Genomic DNA, 17,554 nt, shown 5'->3' with positions numbered 1-17,554 from the left:
GATCTCGATCCACTGACATCCAGCGAAATCCACTCACAGCCGCATCGAAACGGTACATTGAGTGGTACATCGGCAATGCGGAGGTTCCCAAGTCCGTATTGTTGCTGAAGGAGCCGGGGATCCCCTCGGGAACATCGCATCCAACTCGCTTCGCAGGAGTTGGGTTCATGCTTTCAGACCTCCAGGTTCGACAGGCCAAGACGACCGGCAAGGCGTATGCTCTTGCCGATTTCGACGGCCTTTACCTCCACATTTCAGCCAACGGCTTCAAGGCGTTGCACTTCCGCTTCACCTGGGGCGGCAAGCGCGAGCGCATGTCCTTCGGCGGCTATCCCGCCCTTTCCCTGAAAGAGGCCCGTGATCTGCGCGACGAGGCCCGGGCGATGCTGACCAAGGGCGTCAATCCGCACTCCGACCGCAAGCGCCACGCCATCGTCCTGGCGGGCGAGCACGCCTTCAAGGCCATCTATGACAAATGGCTGGCTCACCGTAGCCTTTCTCTGGAAGATGAAGGCCGCCAAAGCACACCGAAGCAGATCGAGCGCGTTTTCAAGAAGGACGTGTTTCCGGTGCTGCGCCACCTGACCATCTACGACGTCACCCGCGCGCATCTGCTGGACATTATCGGCAGAGTGGAAAAGCGCGGCTCGCTGTCGGTCGCCGAGAAGCTGCGCACCTGGTTCACGCAGTTGTTCACTTACGCCACGGTGGTGGTGCCGAACATGAGGGAGAATCCATCAAAGGATCTGGATGTGGTAGCGATGCCGCTGCCGCCGGTAGAGAACAATCCTTTCCTGCGCATGCCCGAGCTGCCGACAATGCTGCAGACGCTGCGCAAGTACCGCGGTCGCCTCAACACGCAATTGGGCCTGCGACTGCTGCTGCTCACGGGCGTCCGGATCGGCGAACTACGCTATGCCACCCCGATCAGTTCGATCTCGACCGCGGTCTTTGGATCGTCCCGGTAGTCAGGCTCAAGCAACGCAAGCAGCTCACATAGAAGAAGCGCCAGCGCTTCACTGACATCCCGCCGTACATTGTGCCGTTGTCGTTGCAGGCGCAGGAAATCGTTCGGCATCTGCTGGAGAAATTCAAGCCGGCGCAGGTCTATCTCATCCCCGGCGATTGGGATCTCAAGAGTCGCATCAGCGAGAACACGTTCAACGGCGCGCTCAAACGCATGGGATACGAAGACCAACTCACCGGGCATGGCATTCGCGCCACCATCTCGACCGCGCTCAATGAACTGGGATATCCGCCAAAGTGGGTGGATGCCCAACTCTCGCATGCTGACCCGGACAAAACCAGCGCGACCTACAACCACGCCGAGTACGTGGAGCAGCGCCGCGTCATGATGCAGGACTGGGCGAACCGTCTGGATTTGTTCGAGCAAAATCAGGTCGAAGTTGCCAGTACGCACCTGACCATTACTCTGCAGGGCCTGCCCACGATTGCCGGGCAGGCGGCCGCGCATCCGCCTGTGCTGAACCCCAACGCTCCCCAGTTGATCGTTGCTCCGATACCTGATGCGCCAGCGGTTCCGGCTTTCGTACACCGGCTATCTGCCATGCATCTGCCCGAGTACGCACGGCCCAGGCTGTCAGAGGTGCAGCGCGAGCGGTTGCAGTTGCTGGAGATGTTCGAGGCGCCTCACAACCTGTCGGTGGCCGATTACGCCAAGCTGGTGGGCAAGTCCCGCCGCTGGATCACCTACGAGATTCAGGCAATCTGCTGTCAATTCACATGGGTAACCGTGGGCAACGCGTTCCCGACTGGCGGCTCGATCCCATCAAGCGAAAACTGATTCAGGCCATTCTGAAGCTGGTGCCGCGTGGTATCGACACCTGGCACATCTACCATGCGCTCCTACGACCATACGATGCTCTGGGCAAGCGTCCAGCCATTGAGGCGGTGGCCCGACGAACCTGCATCTTGCAGCTCGGCTGGTGGCCGCACAAGTCATAGAGGTGGATGAACTTGCGCGCAATCGGAGGAACTGCCGATCCAGGCGAGGCAGACTGTGCAGCGGCTGGTAAGCACAGCGATGGTGCGCCGGACGACGACGGGGTTGGTGCTCGGGCATTGCGCCAAGGTGTCAGAAGTGACCGGCCCATCCTGCTCAGCCATGTGCAGCAGCGCATGCAGGACGGACGACAGGCGGCTGTCGCGTTTCATGTAACTAATGATTTTTCATATCAGGCCATGTGTCAAGGCGAGGCGGCAATAGAACGCCTATCGAGCCGAAGGCTCGACATTCAAGACAGTTGCTGACGCCGTATTTCCTGCCGGACGCCAAGCCCTGTACGAACGCAACCGTTATCACCCGCCATCGGAGCCGACACGGTGGCGGCTCGCTGGCACGCCGATGGCGGTGGCTTGCGCTCGCGCGTGCATCGCTTGGTACGGTGCGGTCGGTTGCTGGTGGATGGCGGCTGCCGCCGCTCTACGTGACTGAAGCGAGACAGGCCACTTGACCTATTGTTTGCCAGCAAACATAATTGTTTTATGGCAAACAATTCCGGCAAGTTCCACCACGACTCGATCGCCGCATGGGCGAAGCGGTGCTACCTCGCAGGCCGCGCTGTCATGGATGCCGCCCTTCGTCCGTATGACATCGGGGCGACGCAGTGGTACGTGCTGTATCAATTGGCCCATGAGGGATCGACGATGCAGCGCGATCTAATGCGGCTGCTTCAGATCGAACGCGCGACGTTGAGCATCGTCGTCGGGGCGCTGGTTCGCAAAGGATGGGTCGAGCAGGTGCCCGACTGTATCGATCGGCGACAGAAGCGTCTCCGGATGACGGCGGCGGGCAAGAAGCTGTGGGCCGAGCTGCCCGATCTCACTTTCATTCGCACGGCGGCGTTCGAGGGCATCGACCAGGCCGAGATCGCCACCGCCATCAAGGTGCTCCAAACCGCTACCGGGCGGCTCGACGAGCTTTTACGAAAAGGAACCGACGCATGACGATCTTGATCACGGGTGTGACTGGACTTGTGGGCGCGCGCCTTCTACCGCGTCTCCTGGCTGCCGGAAACGATTGCCGCGCCCTCGTGCGCGCAGGCAAAGAGGTTCCTGCCGGTGTGACGCCCGTCGAGGGCGACCTCCTTGACCCTTCGGCACTCGGGAAAGCTGTCGAAGGCGTCTCCGAGATCATCCATCTTGCCGCGGTTTTTCGCACTCAGGACACCGACCTCATCTGGAAGAGCAATCTGGAGGGTGCGCGTAACGTCATCGCTGCGGCGAAGGCCTATGCGCCGCAGGCTCGCTTCATCCTCGCGAGCACCAGCAACGTTTATGACCCAGACGGCTCGCATCCCGGGCGCGAGGACGATCCGGTCGATCCGAAGCATGCCTATCCGGCCAGCAAGGTCGCAGCCGAGAAGGCGTTGCGGGAGAGCGGACTCAATTGGGCCGTGCTCCGCTTTCCATTCGTCTACGGTGACCGGGATGGCCATCTTGAGGAACTGCCCAAACATGCGATCGCCGGTAAGTGGCACCCGGCAAAGAGGATCAGTACGATCCACCATCGCGACATCGCCACAGCCATCCAGCTTGCGTTGGACGGCGCATTCGACGGTCGCGTCGTCAACATTTCCGATGAGGCGCCCACGTCGATTTACGAACTGGCGGAGTTGGTGGGGGAAACGCTGGAATCATCCTCCGAGCCGCTGGAGAACCCCTGGCACCTCCATGTCGATGGCTCGCTCGCACGTAGCCTTGGCTTTCAGCCCACGGTGAGAACCGTCTACCAGGCCGTCGAGGACAAGTTGTTGTGACACGGCCTTTGGCGGCAGAGTCCTCACCGAAGCGGCGACGCGGCGCCAGGGGCGCGCCTCGACGATCGCCTGCAGCGAGGCGGCCGCGGCGGGCACCCGATGTGACGTCGTCGGCGCCAGGCCAGGCCATCGATCCTCCTGCCACCCCTCTGGTCGCGTCGACCGGAAACCTCAAGAGGCCGCTTGCATCTGTTCCAGATCGGCGATGAGGCCAGGGCCGGTCGGTTTCCATCCCAGCCGTTCCTGCGTCATGGCACTCGTAGCCATCATGTCCTTGTCTGCAAACGCCGCAAGCCAGCCGAAGTGGTCGGCCGCTTCTTCCGGCGCAATAGCGACTACAGGCTGCCCGAGACGCTGGCCGATGGCCTGCGCAATTCGCCGAAACGCGATGCCCGACTCTGCAGTCGCGTGATAGTGGGCCTGCGGCTCATGCTTTTCGAAGGCAAGTCGGAACAGGCGCGCCGCGTCGCAGACGTGCGCTGCAGACCACTGGTTGAGCCCTTCTCCAACATAGGCCACACGTCCATTCCTGATTGCCAGCTTGACGATGTCCGTGACGAGGCCCTGCTTGCGGGTGTCATGGATCTGGGACAAGCGCACCACCGATACATTCACGCCGCGTTGCGACAATTCGCGCCCCGCAAGCTCCGAGGCAACCTGGGGGTTGGTGCTCTCGGGGTCGAAGTAATCTTCGGTGGCGGATTGACCGGGCTCGGCATAGATCAGGAGCAAGGTATCGGCCATGCGAGGTGCACACGTTCCATCTGTCGCCTCGTCCTGCGGACGACCGGCGAGGCTCACGTCACCGAGGTCGCAGGAGCACTGCTGCCAGTGGACTTGCGCCCGGGTTACTCCCGGCCTGCGCCGTCAGGGCCTCGTCACCCTGGGTAGTGTGACCGGATGGAGAAACAGCACAATACCCTGAGCCATACCTGATGGCACTAGGTTGTCGAGGATTGATTTCGCTGGGCTGTGGACACATCCCAAACATCCATGATCTGGGAGATCGCCGCGTCCATGGCCTGAATGCCGACTCCGTCCCTGGCAAGCGTGGAAAGGCCGATCAGGAAGCTGTCGAAAACGGTGCTTAGCGCACGCGGATCGACATCACGCCTGAGTTCACCACTGGCGACGCCCCTCTCGATGCAGGCCTTGATGCCGGCGCGAGTCCGTGCCCGAGAACGCGTCAGCGGCGCCGTGACGGTGCAGAGCTCGGGGGATGGCGCGCTCATGACGCCTAGGGCGACCATGCAGCCTTTGGGATGCCCGCGTTCGCATTGCATTCGAGCCGAACGCCTGAGGGCCAGCTCCAGTGCTTCCCTGGGAGGCAGCTCTTTGTCCCACAGGCATTCGGTGACCTTTGCGTAAGTGGCCAAGTAGCGCGCCGTGCACTCCTGATAGAGCGCTTCCTTGGATCCGAAGGCCGCGTAAAAGCTGGGCGCCGAGATGCCGCCGCCGATGGCGGCCTTCAGTTTGCTGAGAGACGTGGATTCGTAACCCTGTTCCCAGAACAGGTGCAGGGCCTGTTCGATCGCAGCATCTCGATCGAAGGTGCGTGGTCTGCCCATTTGCGCCATGGCGTACTCCTTACTTGCAATATAAATACTAGTCGATACATAAGTCGTTGACAAGTGCTGGTTCATCGCTTATATTTATACCGATCGATACATATGTTGTTTGATCGAAGGAAAAACGGATCGTGCATCCGGTGGCATTTGCCCCGGCGTCGTTCTGGTCGTCGATCGGCTGGCTGTCGTGGTCGGTCGCCGCGCCTGTCGCCTCCCGCGATATAGGCGGCTATTTTTTCGCCTATATATGTACCGATTGATATTTATGTTGGGAGCGTACATCTCCCCGACACCCTGGATTGCCCCGAGGAAAAAGCGTGACTTCTCCAACTTCTCTGACTGCTGAAGCGACGGCCGAACGGTTGCCACTGTCCGCCTTGCTGGCATTGGCGATGACCGGCTTCATCTGCATCGTCACCGAAACACTGCCCGCCGGCCTGTTGCCGCAGATATCCCAAGGACTGGGCGTGAGCGCCTCGCTGGCAGGGCAGACCGTGACGGCCTATGCGATCGGCTCGGTACTGGCGGCCATTCCGCTGACCATCGCCACCCGCGGCTGGCGGCGGCGCAACGTGCTGCTGCTCACGATCATTGGCTTCCTGGTATTCAACTCGATCACCGCGCTGTCATCGAACTACTGGCTCACGCTGGCGGCGCGTTTCTTCGCCGGCGTTGCGGCGGGCCTGGCCTGGAGCCTGCTGGCCGGCTACGCAAGGCGCATGGTGCAGCCGCATCAACAGGGCCGGGCGATGGCGATCGCGATGGTCGGCACGCCCATCGCGCTGTCGCTGGGCGTGCCGCTGGGGACCTGGCTGGGCGGCGCCGTGGGTTGGCGAAGTGCTTTCGGCGTCATGTCCGCGCTGACCCTGCTGCTCGTCGTCTGGGTGTTGGCCAAGGTGCCCGATTATCCCGGCCAGTCCGGGCGCGAGCGCATGGCCTTGCGCAAGGTGCTCGCCACGCCGGGCGTGCGCCCGGTGCTCGCCACGGTCATGGCCTGGATGCTGGCCCACAACATCCTCTACACCTACGTCGCGCCATTCGTGGCGCAGGCCGGGCTGCTCGATCGGGTCGACATGGTGTTGCTGGTTTTCGGTGTCGCGGCGCTGCTGGGAATCGGGCTGACGAGTCGTCTGGTGGAGCGCCACCTGCGCAGCACGGTTCTGGCCAGCCTGGCCACGTTCTTCATCGTGTCGCTGCTGTTCGTCTGGCTGGCGACCGTGCCGGCCGTCGTCTACGTGGGGGTGGCGGTCTGGGGGCTGACCTTCGGCGGCGCGGCGACCCTGCTGCAGACCGCACTGGCGGACACCGCCGGCGATGGCGCCGACGTGGCGCTGTCGATGAATGTCGTGGCCTGGAACAGCGTGATCGCAGGCGGCGGTCTGCTGGGCGGGATCCTGCTGGATCGCTGGGGTGCACAGACCTTCCCCTGGGCACTGAGCGCGTTGCTGGCCATTGGCTTCGTCATCGCCTGGTCGGCCAGGACACATGGATTCCGTCCAGGCCCGCGGACACACATCGCCGGACGCTGAGCCGGCGGCCATACCGAATCGAATCTGGATTTTCCCCACCCTTCACCCACCTCAAGAGGATTCACTGCCATGTTTCGACGTCTTTTCAACACGCTTGTTCTGGTGATCACACTGGTGCTGGCCGCGCCCGCGTTCGCCGCCGACGAGTTCCCGCTGCCCGAGGGCTTCACCAGCGGCTACCAGACCATCGACGGCGTCAGGCTCCACTACGTCAAGGGCGGTTCCGGGCCGCTGGTATACCTGGTCCACGGCTTTGGCCAGAGCTGGTACGAGTGGCACCAGTTGATGCCTGAGCTGGCCAAGCAGTTCACAGTGGTCGCGCCGGATCTGCCCGGACTGGGTCAGTCCGCCGTGCCGCCGTCCTATCGCGCCACGGACATTGCCCCGCTGCTGCACAAGCTGGCCGTCCAGTTCAGCGGCGGCGACAAGTTCGACCTGGTGGCGCACGACATCGGCATCTGGAACACCTACCCGATGCTGATCCAGCACCAGGCCGACATCCGCCGCGTGGTCTACATGGAAGCACCGATCCCGGACGACAGCATCTATTCGTTCCCGGCCTTTACGCCGGAGGGCGAATCGCTGGTGTGGCACTTCAGCTTCTTCGCCGCCGACCAACGCCTGGCCGAGACGCTGATTACCGGCAAGGAGCGCGTGTTCTTCGAGCACTTCATCAAGGAGCATGCGACCAACAAGGATGTTTTCACGCCCGAGCTGCTCGACCTCTACGCCAAGTCCTACGCCAAGCCTCATACCCTCAACGCCGCCTTCGAGTACTACCGGATCCTCAACCAGGGGGTGCAGGACAACAAGACGCTCGCGCAGACCAAGATCACCATTCCGGCGCTGGCCATCGGCGGCGGCGGCCATGGTGGCATGGGGCAGTACCAGGTCGACCAGATGCAGCGCTATGCCACCGACGTGACGGGCCTGGTGCTGCCCGGCTGCGGTCATTGGTTGCCGGAGGAGTGCGCAGCGCCGCTGAACTCAGCGGTGGTTGACTTCCTGCAGGCTCGCTGAGTCGATGCGACCGCGCTAAAGCATGCCTTCCGGTGGTAGAGAATGCCCTCGCGGGCACGACGGGCAGGTATTTCAAAGGCAGACGCGAAGCGCGTGCGAACTCCCAGACTACGATATCGAGGCGCGACGGCACCTTAGAGCAATCAGCCTTGAGCTGACGGAATCTAGCCGCTGACCATGACAGGCCTGCGAGTATCCGGCATGCTTGGGGTGATTTGCCGTCTCGTCTGGCTGGCATGCCTGGCTGGCGGCATACCGAATATCCGGGCGTAGTCACGACTGAATTGCGAGGGGCTTTCATAACCCACCTGGAAACCGGCGCTGGCCGCATCCACGGCATCGCTCACCATCAACCGCCGCGCTTCCTGCATGCGCAAGTGCGTGCGGAACTCGATGGGGCTCATGGTCGTGACGGCCTTGAAGTGAAGGTGAAAGGTCGAGCGACTCATTCCCGCAACATCCGCCGCATCCTCGATGCGGCAGGGATCGCGGAAGTTCGCCCGGATCCAGACGATCGCGCGGGCGATCTGGTTGAGCCGGCTGTCCCCCTGGGCCATATGGCGGATCACGCCGTTGCCGGGCCCGGTCAACAGGCGATAGAGAATTTCCCGGATGGTGAGCGATGCGAGTGCATCAATGTCCTGCGGGGTGTCGAGCAAGCTCACCAGTCGTATGGCTGCATCGAGCAACTGCGGAGTGGTCCTGTTGAGCGTCAACCCGGCGGGGATGGTGATCTCGTCCTTGGCCGATGTCGGGTAGCGAATCGCAAGATCCGACAGTTCGGCCGAATCCAGATCGAGTTGCAGACACAGATAGGGGTGGCTCTCGCTGGCCTTGATGACCGATCCCATCACCGGCAGTTCGACGGAGGCGACCAGGAACTGCGCCGGGTCGTAGCGATACGTCGTCTTCCCGAGGGCCGCTCGCTTGGTGCCCTGGGCGACCAGGCACAGCGTGGGCGCGTAGATCACCGGCATGGGCATGGTCGGAGAAGACGCGCGCAGCAGTTTCACCCCGGGAATGGGGGTCTCATGCGTGCCATCGACCGGTGCATGGCGGCCGAGGAGATCAACGAGCGTATCGAGCCTGTGCATGACTGCCATGTTACGGCGGCAATCGCGGAACGTAAAACAAAAAGCGCCCGAAGCCGGACGATCGTGCAAGCAAACCGGACAAGCAGGCTACCGGGGGCGGCCGGAACCGGACGACGATATTGCAGGTAAATCTACATCCCTGGCACCTGAAGGACTGCAATAAATGACGACATCAAGCGCTCTCGACCAGTACCGCCTGCTCGGACGATCCGGTCTCCGTGTTTCCCCCCTGGCGCTCGGCACCATGACCTTCGGCACCGAGTGGGGCTGGGGCGCCGACGACGCCGAGGCCAGGCGCATCTTCGACGCCTACGTAGATCGCGGCGGCAACTTTATCGACACCGCCGTCAACTACACCAACGGCACCTCCGAGAGAATCCTGGGCGGCCTCATCAAGGACAAGCGCGACCGCATCGTCCTGTCCACCAAGTTCACCATGGCGCGCGAGCAGGGCAACCCGAACTCGGGTGGCAATCACCGCTTCAACCTCGTGCGCTCGGTCGAAGCCAGCCTGCGCCAGCTCGACACCGATCGGATCGATCTCCTCCACGTCCATGCCTGGGACTTCACCACCACGCCCGAAGAGGTGCTGCGCTCGCTCGATGATCTCGTGCGCGCCGGAAAGATTCTGTACGTCGCGATCTGCAATACGCCGGCCTGGCGCGTCGCGCAGATGCAGGCGATCGCCGACCTGCGTGGCTGGTCGCCGTTCGTCGCGCTACAGATCGAGTACAGCCTGGTCGAGCGGACGGTCGAACATGAACTCGTCCCCATGGCGCAGGCATTGGGTCTCGGGATCCTGCCCTGGTCTCCGCTCGGCGGTGGCATCCTCACCGGCAAGTACAGCCGAGCCGACCTTTCCGACGAGAATGCCGCCGACGTCTCGCCAACGCGCAAGGGCGTCATCGCCTCCACCGGGCACCTGAACGAGCGCGCACTGGCCATCGCCGACGTGGTCGGCGAAATCGCCGAGGAACTGGGCGCCTCGCGCTCGCAGGTGGCGCTTGCCTGGACGCTGTGCAATCCGGCCGTGGTCTCGCCGATCGTGGGTGCGCGCACGCTCGCGCAGGCCGAGGACAACTTCGGCGCGCTTTCCATCGCCTTCACCGATGCGCAGCTCGCCCGCCTTAACGAGGCCAGCGCGCTGGCCCCGATCTTTCCGGAGCGCTTCATGGGCCGCCCGATGGCGCAGCAACTGATGTTCGGCGGCACGACGGTCGTGAATCGGAGGGGGTGACAGAATGAAGCGAACCATGCCCCATTTCTCGCAGTTGCAGTGCTGATTCTTGCTGCGACGATCGTCGTGCCTGGTGCCAATGTGAAGGCGCAACCCTTGAGCCAACGCCAACCATCGCCCACTGAGCACAATCGCCATATCGTCGAAGCGGTATTCCAGAGATGGATCGAGACAGGAGAAGGAACAGGATTTTTCGATGAAGTCCTATCGTCTGATGTCGTATGGACGATCAAGGGCTCCGGGCCGAGCGCAGGCACCTTTAATGGACGCGAGATGTTCGTCGAGCGTGCCGTGCGTCCGTTTGCCTCGCGCATGTCAACCGCAGTAAGGCCGATCTCGACACATATATGGGCGGACGGTGAACATGTCATCGTCAATTTCGACGGCGAAGGCGTGGCGGGCGATGGCGTTCCCTATCGCAACAGCTACGCGTGGATTCTTCGCATGCGTGGTGGAAAGGCAGTGGAAGTGACCGCGTTCCTCGACCTCACGCCCTACGACGAGGTGCTGCGGCGCGTTCCGCTACCACCGGTGAGTGGGAAGCGCTCATGAATGTGATTACGCTGATTTCGCTTGGCATCGTAGGAGTGCTGGCGACGTCCTCGGTCGCGGCACATCCGAGCACACCAAGCACCGAGAAGAAGGCGGCTCCCCGGCCAGTCGGCACATCCAAGCCTTCCCATCATGAGGACAGTCCAATGCACCAGAACGTCTACGTCGGTATGTGGGTCACGGCGGATGGACACATTCGCCAGGAGCTTTTGCCCAACGGGCGATACGACGAAGCGCGGGGCAATCGTCGGCGCGCCTATCAGGGGCGCTACGAAGTCCGTGGCAACAGAATCAACTACTGGGACGATACCGGGTTCACGGCCGACGGCACTTTCGTCAACGATGACGAACTCCACCACGGCGGCATGATCTTCTACCGCCAGAAATAGTCCGTGGAGCCCAGTTCCCGAGCTTGATGGGGTTTGGACCTCCGCAATGTCGTCGCCGCGGTCTGCAGATGCGTGCGATGCAAGCGGAATTGGCGTCCTGGCGGCGCCCCTTAAAGGGTGATCCGAGTCATGGGTGTCCTAGCTCCGCCGCTCCGCGCTGGTCGAGCCGGCGACCCGTGCGCGCCGGTTCGAACTTGGAAGATGCTGGCCGTTTTCCTCGTAAGTGTTCCGTAAGAGGCGGGGGTGAAGCATGACGGTTGCCAGATCAAGAAGGACTTGCGAAGCAATCGAGATTGAGAGGGTGATCTATGGAATTGCGACACCTTCGCTATTTTGTCGTTTTGGCCGAGGAATTGCATTTCACGCATGCCGCTGAGCGCCTGCACATCGAGCAACCCCCTCTATCCTGCGCCATCAAGGAGCTTGAGGACGAGCTGGGGGTGGTGCTTTTTGACCGAAACCGCCGTGGCACCGCGCTGACCGCAGCCGGTGCCGTCTTTTTGCAGGATGTTCGCCGTCTGTTCACCGTGCTGGAGCAGGCACGGGAGAATGCCAAGGCCGTTGGCTCGGGCTTGCGAGGTAGCTTGCGCATCGCGGTATCCGATGGGGCGATTGATCCACGGCTATCGGCGTTTCTTGCGCGCTGTCGTGCAGAAGAGCCGGAGATCGAGATACGTCTATCAGAGGTGCCTTTGGCCGAGCAGTTGCGCGGCCTGCGCTCGGGCGACTTCACGATCGGGTTCGCGCATACGGCCGATGTCGGTGAGAGCATCGTTGCTGAACCCATCTGGCAAGACCCGTTGGTGATCGCCGTGCCAGCCCGACACGCATTGCTCGTTCACAAGGAGGTTCCACTCCACGAACTCGGAGGGCATCCGCTTGTCTTGTGCGACCCGCACGCATGCGAGGGCTATTGCCGCGAGCTGGGGCGCCTCCTGCAGGCGGTGGAGCACAAGCTGAACGTCGTGGAGGAGGTGTCCTCACTGGACATGATGCTCACCTTGGTCGGTGCAGGCTATGGCGTCGGCTTCATGACGGCAAACAAGATTCCGGTCTCCCAACGGCCGGATGTGGTGATTCGTCCCCTGGCGATGGACTCCGCCGTGATCACCACTTACCTGCTTCGGCCCGACAACAGCACTTTGTCGGCTTCGCTGGAGCGATTTATCGTTCGCCTACGCGACTCTTCGGGCGGCTGACGGAACACCGTCGGCGTACACCCTCACTGATCGGTTTCGGCACGCAGATTGCGTTCGGTCGCCGTCATCAGTTCAGCCGCGCTTATCCTGAGCGCCGTAGAAATTTTGAGTATGAGCGGCAGCGTGGGCACGTGCTCACCACGTTCGATCTTGCCCATGTGCGAGCGCGAAATGCCTGCCCGAGATGCAAACTCGTCCTGCGCGATTCCTTGAGCGACGCGCGCAGCGCACGGCCTGTCCGAAGGCTGACGCCGCCTCGGATTCATATGTCGATGTGCCAGAAGGACGGCCTGGCTTAATTGTCGATTTCTGCATCAGCAGAAGCGTCGAACAATCTTCCAAGATTAACCACGTTAAAGATAACGACGTTAAACTTCACTCTTGGCTGCGATGTTGACTTGCCTTTCCGACCAGATAGCTTTTTGGGGGCCCTCATGCACGATGCCACCAGCCGGTACTCCCATTTCAGGCTTGCTATAGCTCCTGGGGTGTCGTCTCCCTGTCTCTCCACGCTTCTTGCCCTGCAGCGCGCGGAAGAGCCGGACATCACCATCGCGTTCTTCGAGACCTCGGGTGACGACCTGGTGACAGGCCTTCATGAAGGCCGCTACGACGCAGGAATGTCGCTTTACAGCGAGGCTGATCCTTCTTTGGGGAGTCAGCCATTGTGGCGTGAGAGCATGGTTGCCGTTGTGCCGTCGCGATCTCCTTTGCTCGACAAGGCGAGACTGACGATCAATGAGTTGCTGGACTATCCCGTTTTTTTCTGGCCGGTGGAGGCCAGTCCCTCGTTGATCCAGCATATGCCTGTCACCTTGCATGAGCAGCAGGACAGGATTCAGTACGTCACCTCATTCGAGATGATGGCGTTGTGGGTGGCGGCCGGATGGCATTGGGATTTCCGCGCAATCCTGTATCGCGCGTGCCCATTCCTGGGGCCTCACCATGCGCCCCCTGTCCGATGATCCGTTCCAGATCATCACGTACCTGCGGCAGCCCATTGGGCATTCCAACCCCGCGTTGGAGCGGTTCGAGCGTAGAGCGCTACAAGTCGCTGAAGCCGCCCATGCCTGATACTGAGAACCCGAGTGCGTCGAGCTGTGTGCTGCTCGGAGAAACATCTCTGTGGCTTTCGGTGGCCATCAGAAGACGTCAGTGGATGCGCTTCTGGCGCCTGGTGCAGCGGAATGGTACATTAGGTGGCCCGTCGTGCTTATCTGATCCGGGAAAAGCCTTTGTTAATCAATGGGTTGGATGTGCAGAGTAGTTCCCTTAGCCCGCTCCATATCAGAAAAACTAAAGCCCTGATTATTCAGGGCTTTTTAGTTTCCGCACTAAACCGGTGTCGTAGAAGTGTCGTAACCTAGGCGGACAGCGCCTGGATGACATGCTTGGGGTCGTTGTGGATCGCCCGCAATAGTGCCTTGGCCGGGCCGACGTCCCTGCTCACAGTTACTCAGGGTTCCCCGATCATGGCTGCGAACTTGGCTTGAGCGAGGCGAGTGGCCTTGCAGATATCTTTCACCTTCAGGGGCACCACGGAAAACTCCCACGAAGGCTGGCGTAGTGAATCTCGTCCATCTATTGAATGCTTTCCAGCAGGTTGTCGAACTTGCTCATGGATTACCTCTACCGCTCGATAATTTGTTTGAGCACCTTGCGCTCATCCGCTGTGCGATCAGCGCGTAACAAAGGCGGCAACAATGAGCAGGCAGAAAATTCCGACGTTGAACTTTGGTTCCCAGTACTCCATGAACAGGAAGGTGATTGCGAGCCATCCAAGTGCTGTTGCGACAGACAGGATCAGCACGGGGGTTTCGCTGAGGAGATGCATGGCTCGCCACGCCAAGAACAGCCCAAGCAACCCGAAGGCAACCTGTCCCAACGAAAAGGCGGCGTTCAGCCCGTAGTACAGGGTCGTCTCCAGACCGGGTTCGCGTTTGCCTCGCAGGTACTGGGAAACCACGTCAACGATAAAGTGAAGTGATCCAGTCAGGGTGAGCCAGCCGTAGGCCGTATAAACGATGTATTGGTGCATGGTTAAGTTCGCCTGTAGATCGGAGATAGCCTGCGGGCCTGGTCACGTTGCGCAGACGAAAGCGCCGGGTCGATACCGACCAGCGTCGTGCAGGCCACCAGGCCATGCACCACGGTGCCTCGCTTCTCCTAGATTGCCTTGGGTTGAACGGGTACAGCTTCCGAAGAGGACAGGCTTGGAATCACATTGGCGGGTGCCATCCTCATTCGGTGTGCGAGATCGATGGTTGGTGCCCGCGCCAGAATGGGCTGCCAGATCGTTTGCCACTGCATGAGCGCTGCGCCGTCACCCTCGAAAATCAGGTCGAAGAACGCCAAGGCGAGATCTGCAGTGGCCACCTTCACCTTGGCGTTGAGTGACAGGCCGCCGGTGAATGGACGATCAGTGAACATGCTGTGGGAGCCACCATGGAAAACGGCAAGCAGCTTGTGCGGATTGGCAATCGCATCGAAGATGGCCAGTCGATCCTCCACGCCCGAGCGATAGCCCGGAATCTCGATCACGTCGTCGGTCGAGGTCACATGGATGGTCGGGATCGATACTTTGCTCAGCACTGCCGCCACATCGGGTTCGCCATAGAACGGCGGCGAGGAGATAACAACCGCCGCAGAGAAGCGAGAATCCAAGCAGTCGATGATCTGGCCGTCTCTCACGACTTGCGCACCGACCGTGAGCAGCGTGGTGTTCGCGCCATACGAGTGGCCCGCCGCGACGAGGCGCTGGCGGTTCACCGCCGCACCACGGCTGCCAGTTTCGTCCGAGAGCATTAGGTCGAGCGCGAAGCGCACATCGGCGGCACGTGCGATGGCCTCCTTCTCCTGAGCCGCGGCCTGCAGACGGCCAACCAAGCCGAACGGATTTCCCCGCCAAAGTGCCGCATCGCTGCCGACATGCTGGACGTGCAGACTAGCGATGCCCTGGGTTGACCAGTGTTTTCCGAGGTAGCTGTAACCTTGCCGCGAACCGCCGATGCCATGCGAGAACACTACCAATGGCACCGACATTTCGGGCGTCGCGACCTTTGGCCAGTACAGACGCGCAGGCACCGGTCGCGAACGAGCGTGATCGACCCAGTCGAAATCAGTCACCAGGTAGGGCGGCTCTGAGTACTGTGCTCTCGCAATCGTGGACGGGGCCAACGCAGCCAACAGCAGCATGGTATTCACTTGCCGGCGGCTCATGTTCAAGGGCGGCGAAACTGGAGTGATGGGGTCAGCTTTCAGTGCAGTCATCGAGTAATAACCGGTCGGAGGATCAATGGGGATTTATTCTGCGGATGGCAGCGACGCAGGATTCCGCTCTTCACCCGAAGAGAAGAACACTCCGGTCAGCCGTTCCGACTCGACCCAAAGCTTTGCCGCGGCATCGCTGTCCAGTGCCTGCGCAGGCACTTTCGCGAGCGTGGGATAGCCTCGCGTTTCGCCAAGCTTGTCGGGCCCGTAGTAGGCACCACCTTGCGCCTGCGGCGAAGTTGCGGCATAGAGCGTCGGCAACGCACCCTGCGCGGCTGGCTGGAACAGGAACCACAAGAAACGACGGGCGATGCCCGCGGCGCTCCCTGCGCCTGCACCATTGGGCAACAGGTCGGTACGCGACACGCCCGGATGGGCAGCGATGCTCTGGATACCCCAGCCCGCCGCATCGCTGCGGCGTTGCAGTTCGAGGCCGAACATCAGGCAGGCCAGTTTCGATTGGCTGTAGGCGGCCATCGACTTGTAGTCGCGCTCGAACTGCAGATCGTCGAAGTGGATCGCACCCTGTGGGGCAGCGATGCTTGAGAGACTGACAACGCGGGGGTTTTCACCTTTGCGCAACAGCGGCAGCAATTGGGCGGTCAAGGCGAAGTGGCCCAGGTAGTTCGTACCGAACTGCAGCTCGAATCCGTCGGCGGTCACCTGCCGTTGCGGGGGCATCATCACTCCCGCGTTGTTGATCAGCAGATCGAGGCCATTGATCGAGGAGTACAGGCCCTCGCAGAATGCCTCCACGGAATCGAGGCTGGCGAGATCCAGCGCTCCGAACCTTACATTGGCGCCCGGAACGCTTTGGCGGATCTGGTTGACGGCGGCCATCCCTTTCGACTGGCTCCGGCCTGCGATGATGACGTTGGCACCGGCACGGGCCAGCGCCAACGCGTCTTCAAACCCAAGACCGCCAGTTCCAGTGACGACCACCGTGCGGCCATGTTGAGGGGGAATATCGGAAGCTGCCCAGTTAGCCATGGTCTTTGCCTTGCATGGGAAAGGAAGGTAATCTAGGTGCATAAATAAATGCACTAAGTGCAGACATTAGTGCACCGAGTGCAAATACGCAATAGGCCATCCAGAAATGTCGGAAATCCCTTCCCGCGCGGGCATTGCGCCCACAGAAGGCTTGCGGGAACGCAAGCGCCGCGAAACCCAGCAGCGCATCGCCGAGGTCGGCCAGCGCCTGTTCCTCAGCCAGGGTTACGACAGCACGACGCTGGACGCGATCGCGGCAGAAGCCGGCATCTCGCGCCGCACCTTTTTCTCGTACTTCAAGTCGAAGGACGACATCATCTTTTTCTGGTTGGAGGCCGATAGGGCCAGTCTGCTTGCCAGCCTGCTGAAGACATCGCCCGATGTGCCGCCACTCGATGCGGTTCGCGATGCGATGGTGAAGCACATTGCGCGCTACACGACCGAGCAGATGATCGCCGTCGACAATCTCATGCTGTCGAGCGAATCGCTGCTTGCGCGCAAGCAGGCGCACTATGCGGAACAGGAACAGTCGCTATTCAATGCACTATGCGAGGTCTGGCGGCAGCCCGAGCGCCGTGCGGCGCTGAGGATGGTGGCCATGGTGTCCATCGGTGCGATGAGAGTCGCGCTTTCGGCATGGAGGGAGCAAACCGGCCAGCGAAAGCCTGCGGCCAAGTTCCTGCGGGACGCCTTCGACAGCCTGAAATCCGAACTTTGACGGTGCGCCGCCTCCGAAGCTGGCGGTCTGCTTCCCACTGCTTGCGCCCGGCATAGTCCGGCTTGTCGCAACGACCATAGGCCCTAGGGTCTGTTGAGATACAGCTTTCCCTACCCCGCCTTCCTGTGGTGAAATTTTGGGTATGACTAGACTTGTACTCACCGACGCCCAATGGGCGAAGATGGAGCCACATTGCCTGGGCAAGCCAA

17 protein-coding genes and 2 pseudogenes are annotated in these 17,554 nt (G+C 61.4%); 11 read left to right on the top strand and 8 right to left on the bottom strand.

Annotation, left to right across the window (positions count from 1 at the left end; all coding sequences use genetic code 11):
• Window positions 1-167: 167 nt before the first annotated feature.
• The 3 genes and pseudogenes from DNK06_RS23285 to DNK06_RS23265 form a co-directional block, all read left to right on the top strand.
• A pseudogene (locus DNK06_RS23285) lies at window positions 168-1,914 on the top strand (tyrosine-type recombinase/integrase); the annotation flags it as partial.
• A 591-nt stretch (window positions 1,915-2,505) separates the two neighbouring features.
• Window positions 2,506-2,967, top strand: a complete 462-nt coding sequence (locus DNK06_RS23270; RefSeq protein WP_131182336.1) for a MarR family winged helix-turn-helix transcriptional regulator — start codon at window positions 2,506-2,508, stop codon at window positions 2,965-2,967.
• A complete protein-coding gene (locus tag DNK06_RS23265; protein ID WP_131182335.1) occupies window positions 2,964-3,779 on the top strand; it encodes an NAD-dependent epimerase/dehydratase family protein in 816 nt (271 codons plus the stop codon). The genes DNK06_RS23270 and DNK06_RS23265 overlap by 4 nt, the downstream gene beginning before the upstream one ends.
• Window positions 3,780-3,950: 171 nt before the next feature.
• Here DNK06_RS23265 and DNK06_RS23260 read toward each other — a convergent pair whose 3' ends face one another.
• Both DNK06_RS23260 and DNK06_RS23255 read right to left on the bottom strand, forming a co-directional pair.
• Window positions 3,951-4,523 carry a Rossmann-fold NAD(P)-binding domain-containing protein gene (locus DNK06_RS23260; RefSeq protein WP_131182334.1) on the bottom strand — a complete coding sequence of 191 codons (573 nt, stop codon included), beginning with the start codon at window positions 4,521-4,523 and terminating at the stop codon, window positions 3,951-3,953.
• A gap of 197 nt (window positions 4,524-4,720) precedes the next feature.
• A complete protein-coding gene (locus tag DNK06_RS23255; RefSeq protein WP_131182333.1) occupies window positions 4,721-5,356 on the bottom strand; it encodes a TetR/AcrR family transcriptional regulator in 636 nt (211 codons plus the stop codon).
• A gap of 383 nt (window positions 5,357-5,739) precedes the next feature.
• On the opposite strand from DNK06_RS23255, the gene DNK06_RS23250 reads away from it, so the two are divergent.
• Together DNK06_RS23250 and DNK06_RS23245 are read left to right on the top strand one after the other, a co-directional pair.
• Window positions 5,740-6,876, top strand: coding sequence for an MFS transporter (locus DNK06_RS23250; RefSeq protein WP_207390027.1), 1,137 nt, complete (start codon window positions 5,740-5,742; stop codon window positions 6,874-6,876).
• A gap of 69 nt (window positions 6,877-6,945) precedes the next feature.
• The gene (locus DNK06_RS23245; protein ID WP_131182331.1) at window positions 6,946-7,896 is read left to right on the top strand and encodes an alpha/beta fold hydrolase; all 951 of its coding nucleotides are present in this window, start codon (window positions 6,946-6,948) and stop codon (window positions 7,894-7,896) included.
• Between the two features lie 164 nt (window positions 7,897-8,060).
• On the opposite strand, the gene DNK06_RS23240 is transcribed toward DNK06_RS23245, so the two are convergent.
• Window positions 8,061-8,999 carry an AraC family transcriptional regulator gene (locus DNK06_RS23240; protein WP_242674779.1) on the bottom strand — a complete coding sequence of 313 codons (939 nt, stop codon included), beginning with the start codon at window positions 8,997-8,999 and terminating at the stop codon, window positions 8,061-8,063.
• Window positions 9,000-9,153: 154 nt separating this feature from the next.
• Here DNK06_RS23240 and DNK06_RS23235 point away from each other — a divergent pair, with 154 nt between their 5' ends.
• The 4 genes from DNK06_RS23235 (at window position 9,154) to DNK06_RS23220 (ending at window position 12,367) form a co-directional block, all read left to right on the top strand.
• Window positions 9,154-10,227: an aldo/keto reductase gene (locus tag DNK06_RS23235; protein ID WP_131182330.1), complete on the top strand. Its 1,074-nt coding sequence runs from the start codon at window positions 9,154-9,156 to the stop codon at window positions 10,225-10,227.
• A gap of 39 nt (window positions 10,228-10,266) precedes the next feature.
• Window positions 10,267-10,779, top strand: a complete 513-nt coding sequence (locus DNK06_RS23230) for a nuclear transport factor 2 family protein (protein ID WP_131182329.1) — start codon at window positions 10,267-10,269, stop codon at window positions 10,777-10,779.
• Between the two features lie 146 nt (window positions 10,780-10,925).
• A complete protein-coding gene (locus DNK06_RS25240) occupies window positions 10,926-11,168 on the top strand; it encodes an Atu4866 domain-containing protein (RefSeq protein ID WP_131182351.1) in 243 nt (80 codons plus the stop codon).
• A 308-nt stretch (window positions 11,169-11,476) separates the two neighbouring features.
• Window positions 11,477-12,367 (top strand): LysR family transcriptional regulator, encoded by an 891-nt coding sequence (locus DNK06_RS23220; RefSeq protein WP_131182328.1) that lies wholly within the window; start codon window positions 11,477-11,479, stop codon window positions 12,365-12,367.
• Between the two features lie 23 nt (window positions 12,368-12,390).
• Here the strand turns inward: DNK06_RS23220 and DNK06_RS23215 are convergent, their stop codons facing one another.
• A complete protein-coding gene (locus tag DNK06_RS23215) occupies window positions 12,391-12,633 on the bottom strand; it encodes a helix-turn-helix domain-containing protein (protein WP_439331768.1) in 243 nt (80 codons plus the stop codon).
• A 33-nt stretch (window positions 12,634-12,666) separates the two neighbouring features.
• On the opposite strand from DNK06_RS23215, the gene DNK06_RS23210 reads away from it, so the two are divergent.
• Window positions 12,667-13,332: a LysR substrate-binding domain-containing protein gene (locus tag DNK06_RS23210; RefSeq protein WP_439331769.1), complete on the top strand. Its 666-nt coding sequence runs from the start codon at window positions 12,667-12,669 to the stop codon at window positions 13,330-13,332.
• A gap of 398 nt (window positions 13,333-13,730) precedes the next feature.
• Here the strand turns inward: DNK06_RS23210 and DNK06_RS25390 are convergent.
• From DNK06_RS25390 to DNK06_RS23190, 4 genes and pseudogenes are all read right to left on the bottom strand, one after another.
• Window positions 13,731-13,987: pseudogene (locus DNK06_RS25390) on the bottom strand (helix-turn-helix domain-containing protein).
• A 58-nt stretch (window positions 13,988-14,045) separates the two neighbouring features.
• Window positions 14,046-14,405 carry a hypothetical protein gene (locus tag DNK06_RS23200; protein WP_131182327.1) on the bottom strand — a complete coding sequence of 120 codons (360 nt, stop codon included), beginning with the start codon at window positions 14,403-14,405 and terminating at the stop codon, window positions 14,046-14,048.
• 128 nt (window positions 14,406-14,533) lie between these two features.
• On the bottom strand, window positions 14,534-15,637 hold the full coding sequence (locus tag DNK06_RS23195) for an alpha/beta hydrolase family protein (protein ID WP_207390026.1): 1,104 nt from the start codon (window positions 15,635-15,637) through the stop codon (window positions 14,534-14,536).
• A gap of 33 nt (window positions 15,638-15,670) precedes the next feature.
• A complete protein-coding gene (locus DNK06_RS23190) occupies window positions 15,671-16,627 on the bottom strand; it encodes an SDR family oxidoreductase (RefSeq protein WP_131182326.1) in 957 nt (318 codons plus the stop codon).
• A 106-nt stretch (window positions 16,628-16,733) separates the two neighbouring features.
• Here DNK06_RS23190 and DNK06_RS23185 point away from each other — a divergent pair, with 106 nt between their 5' ends.
• A complete protein-coding gene (locus tag DNK06_RS23185) occupies window positions 16,734-17,345 on the top strand; it encodes a TetR/AcrR family transcriptional regulator (protein ID WP_131182325.1) in 612 nt (203 codons plus the stop codon).
• Window positions 17,346-17,554 lie beyond the last annotated feature (209 nt).

The organism is Phytopseudomonas daroniae (assembly GCF_004327285.1).
Lineage (GTDB): Bacteria > Pseudomonadota > Gammaproteobacteria > Pseudomonadales > Pseudomonadaceae > Aquipseudomonas > Aquipseudomonas daroniae.
Note: the sequence above shows the minus strand (reverse complement) of the source record. Positions and strands in the feature narration are given on the sequence as shown.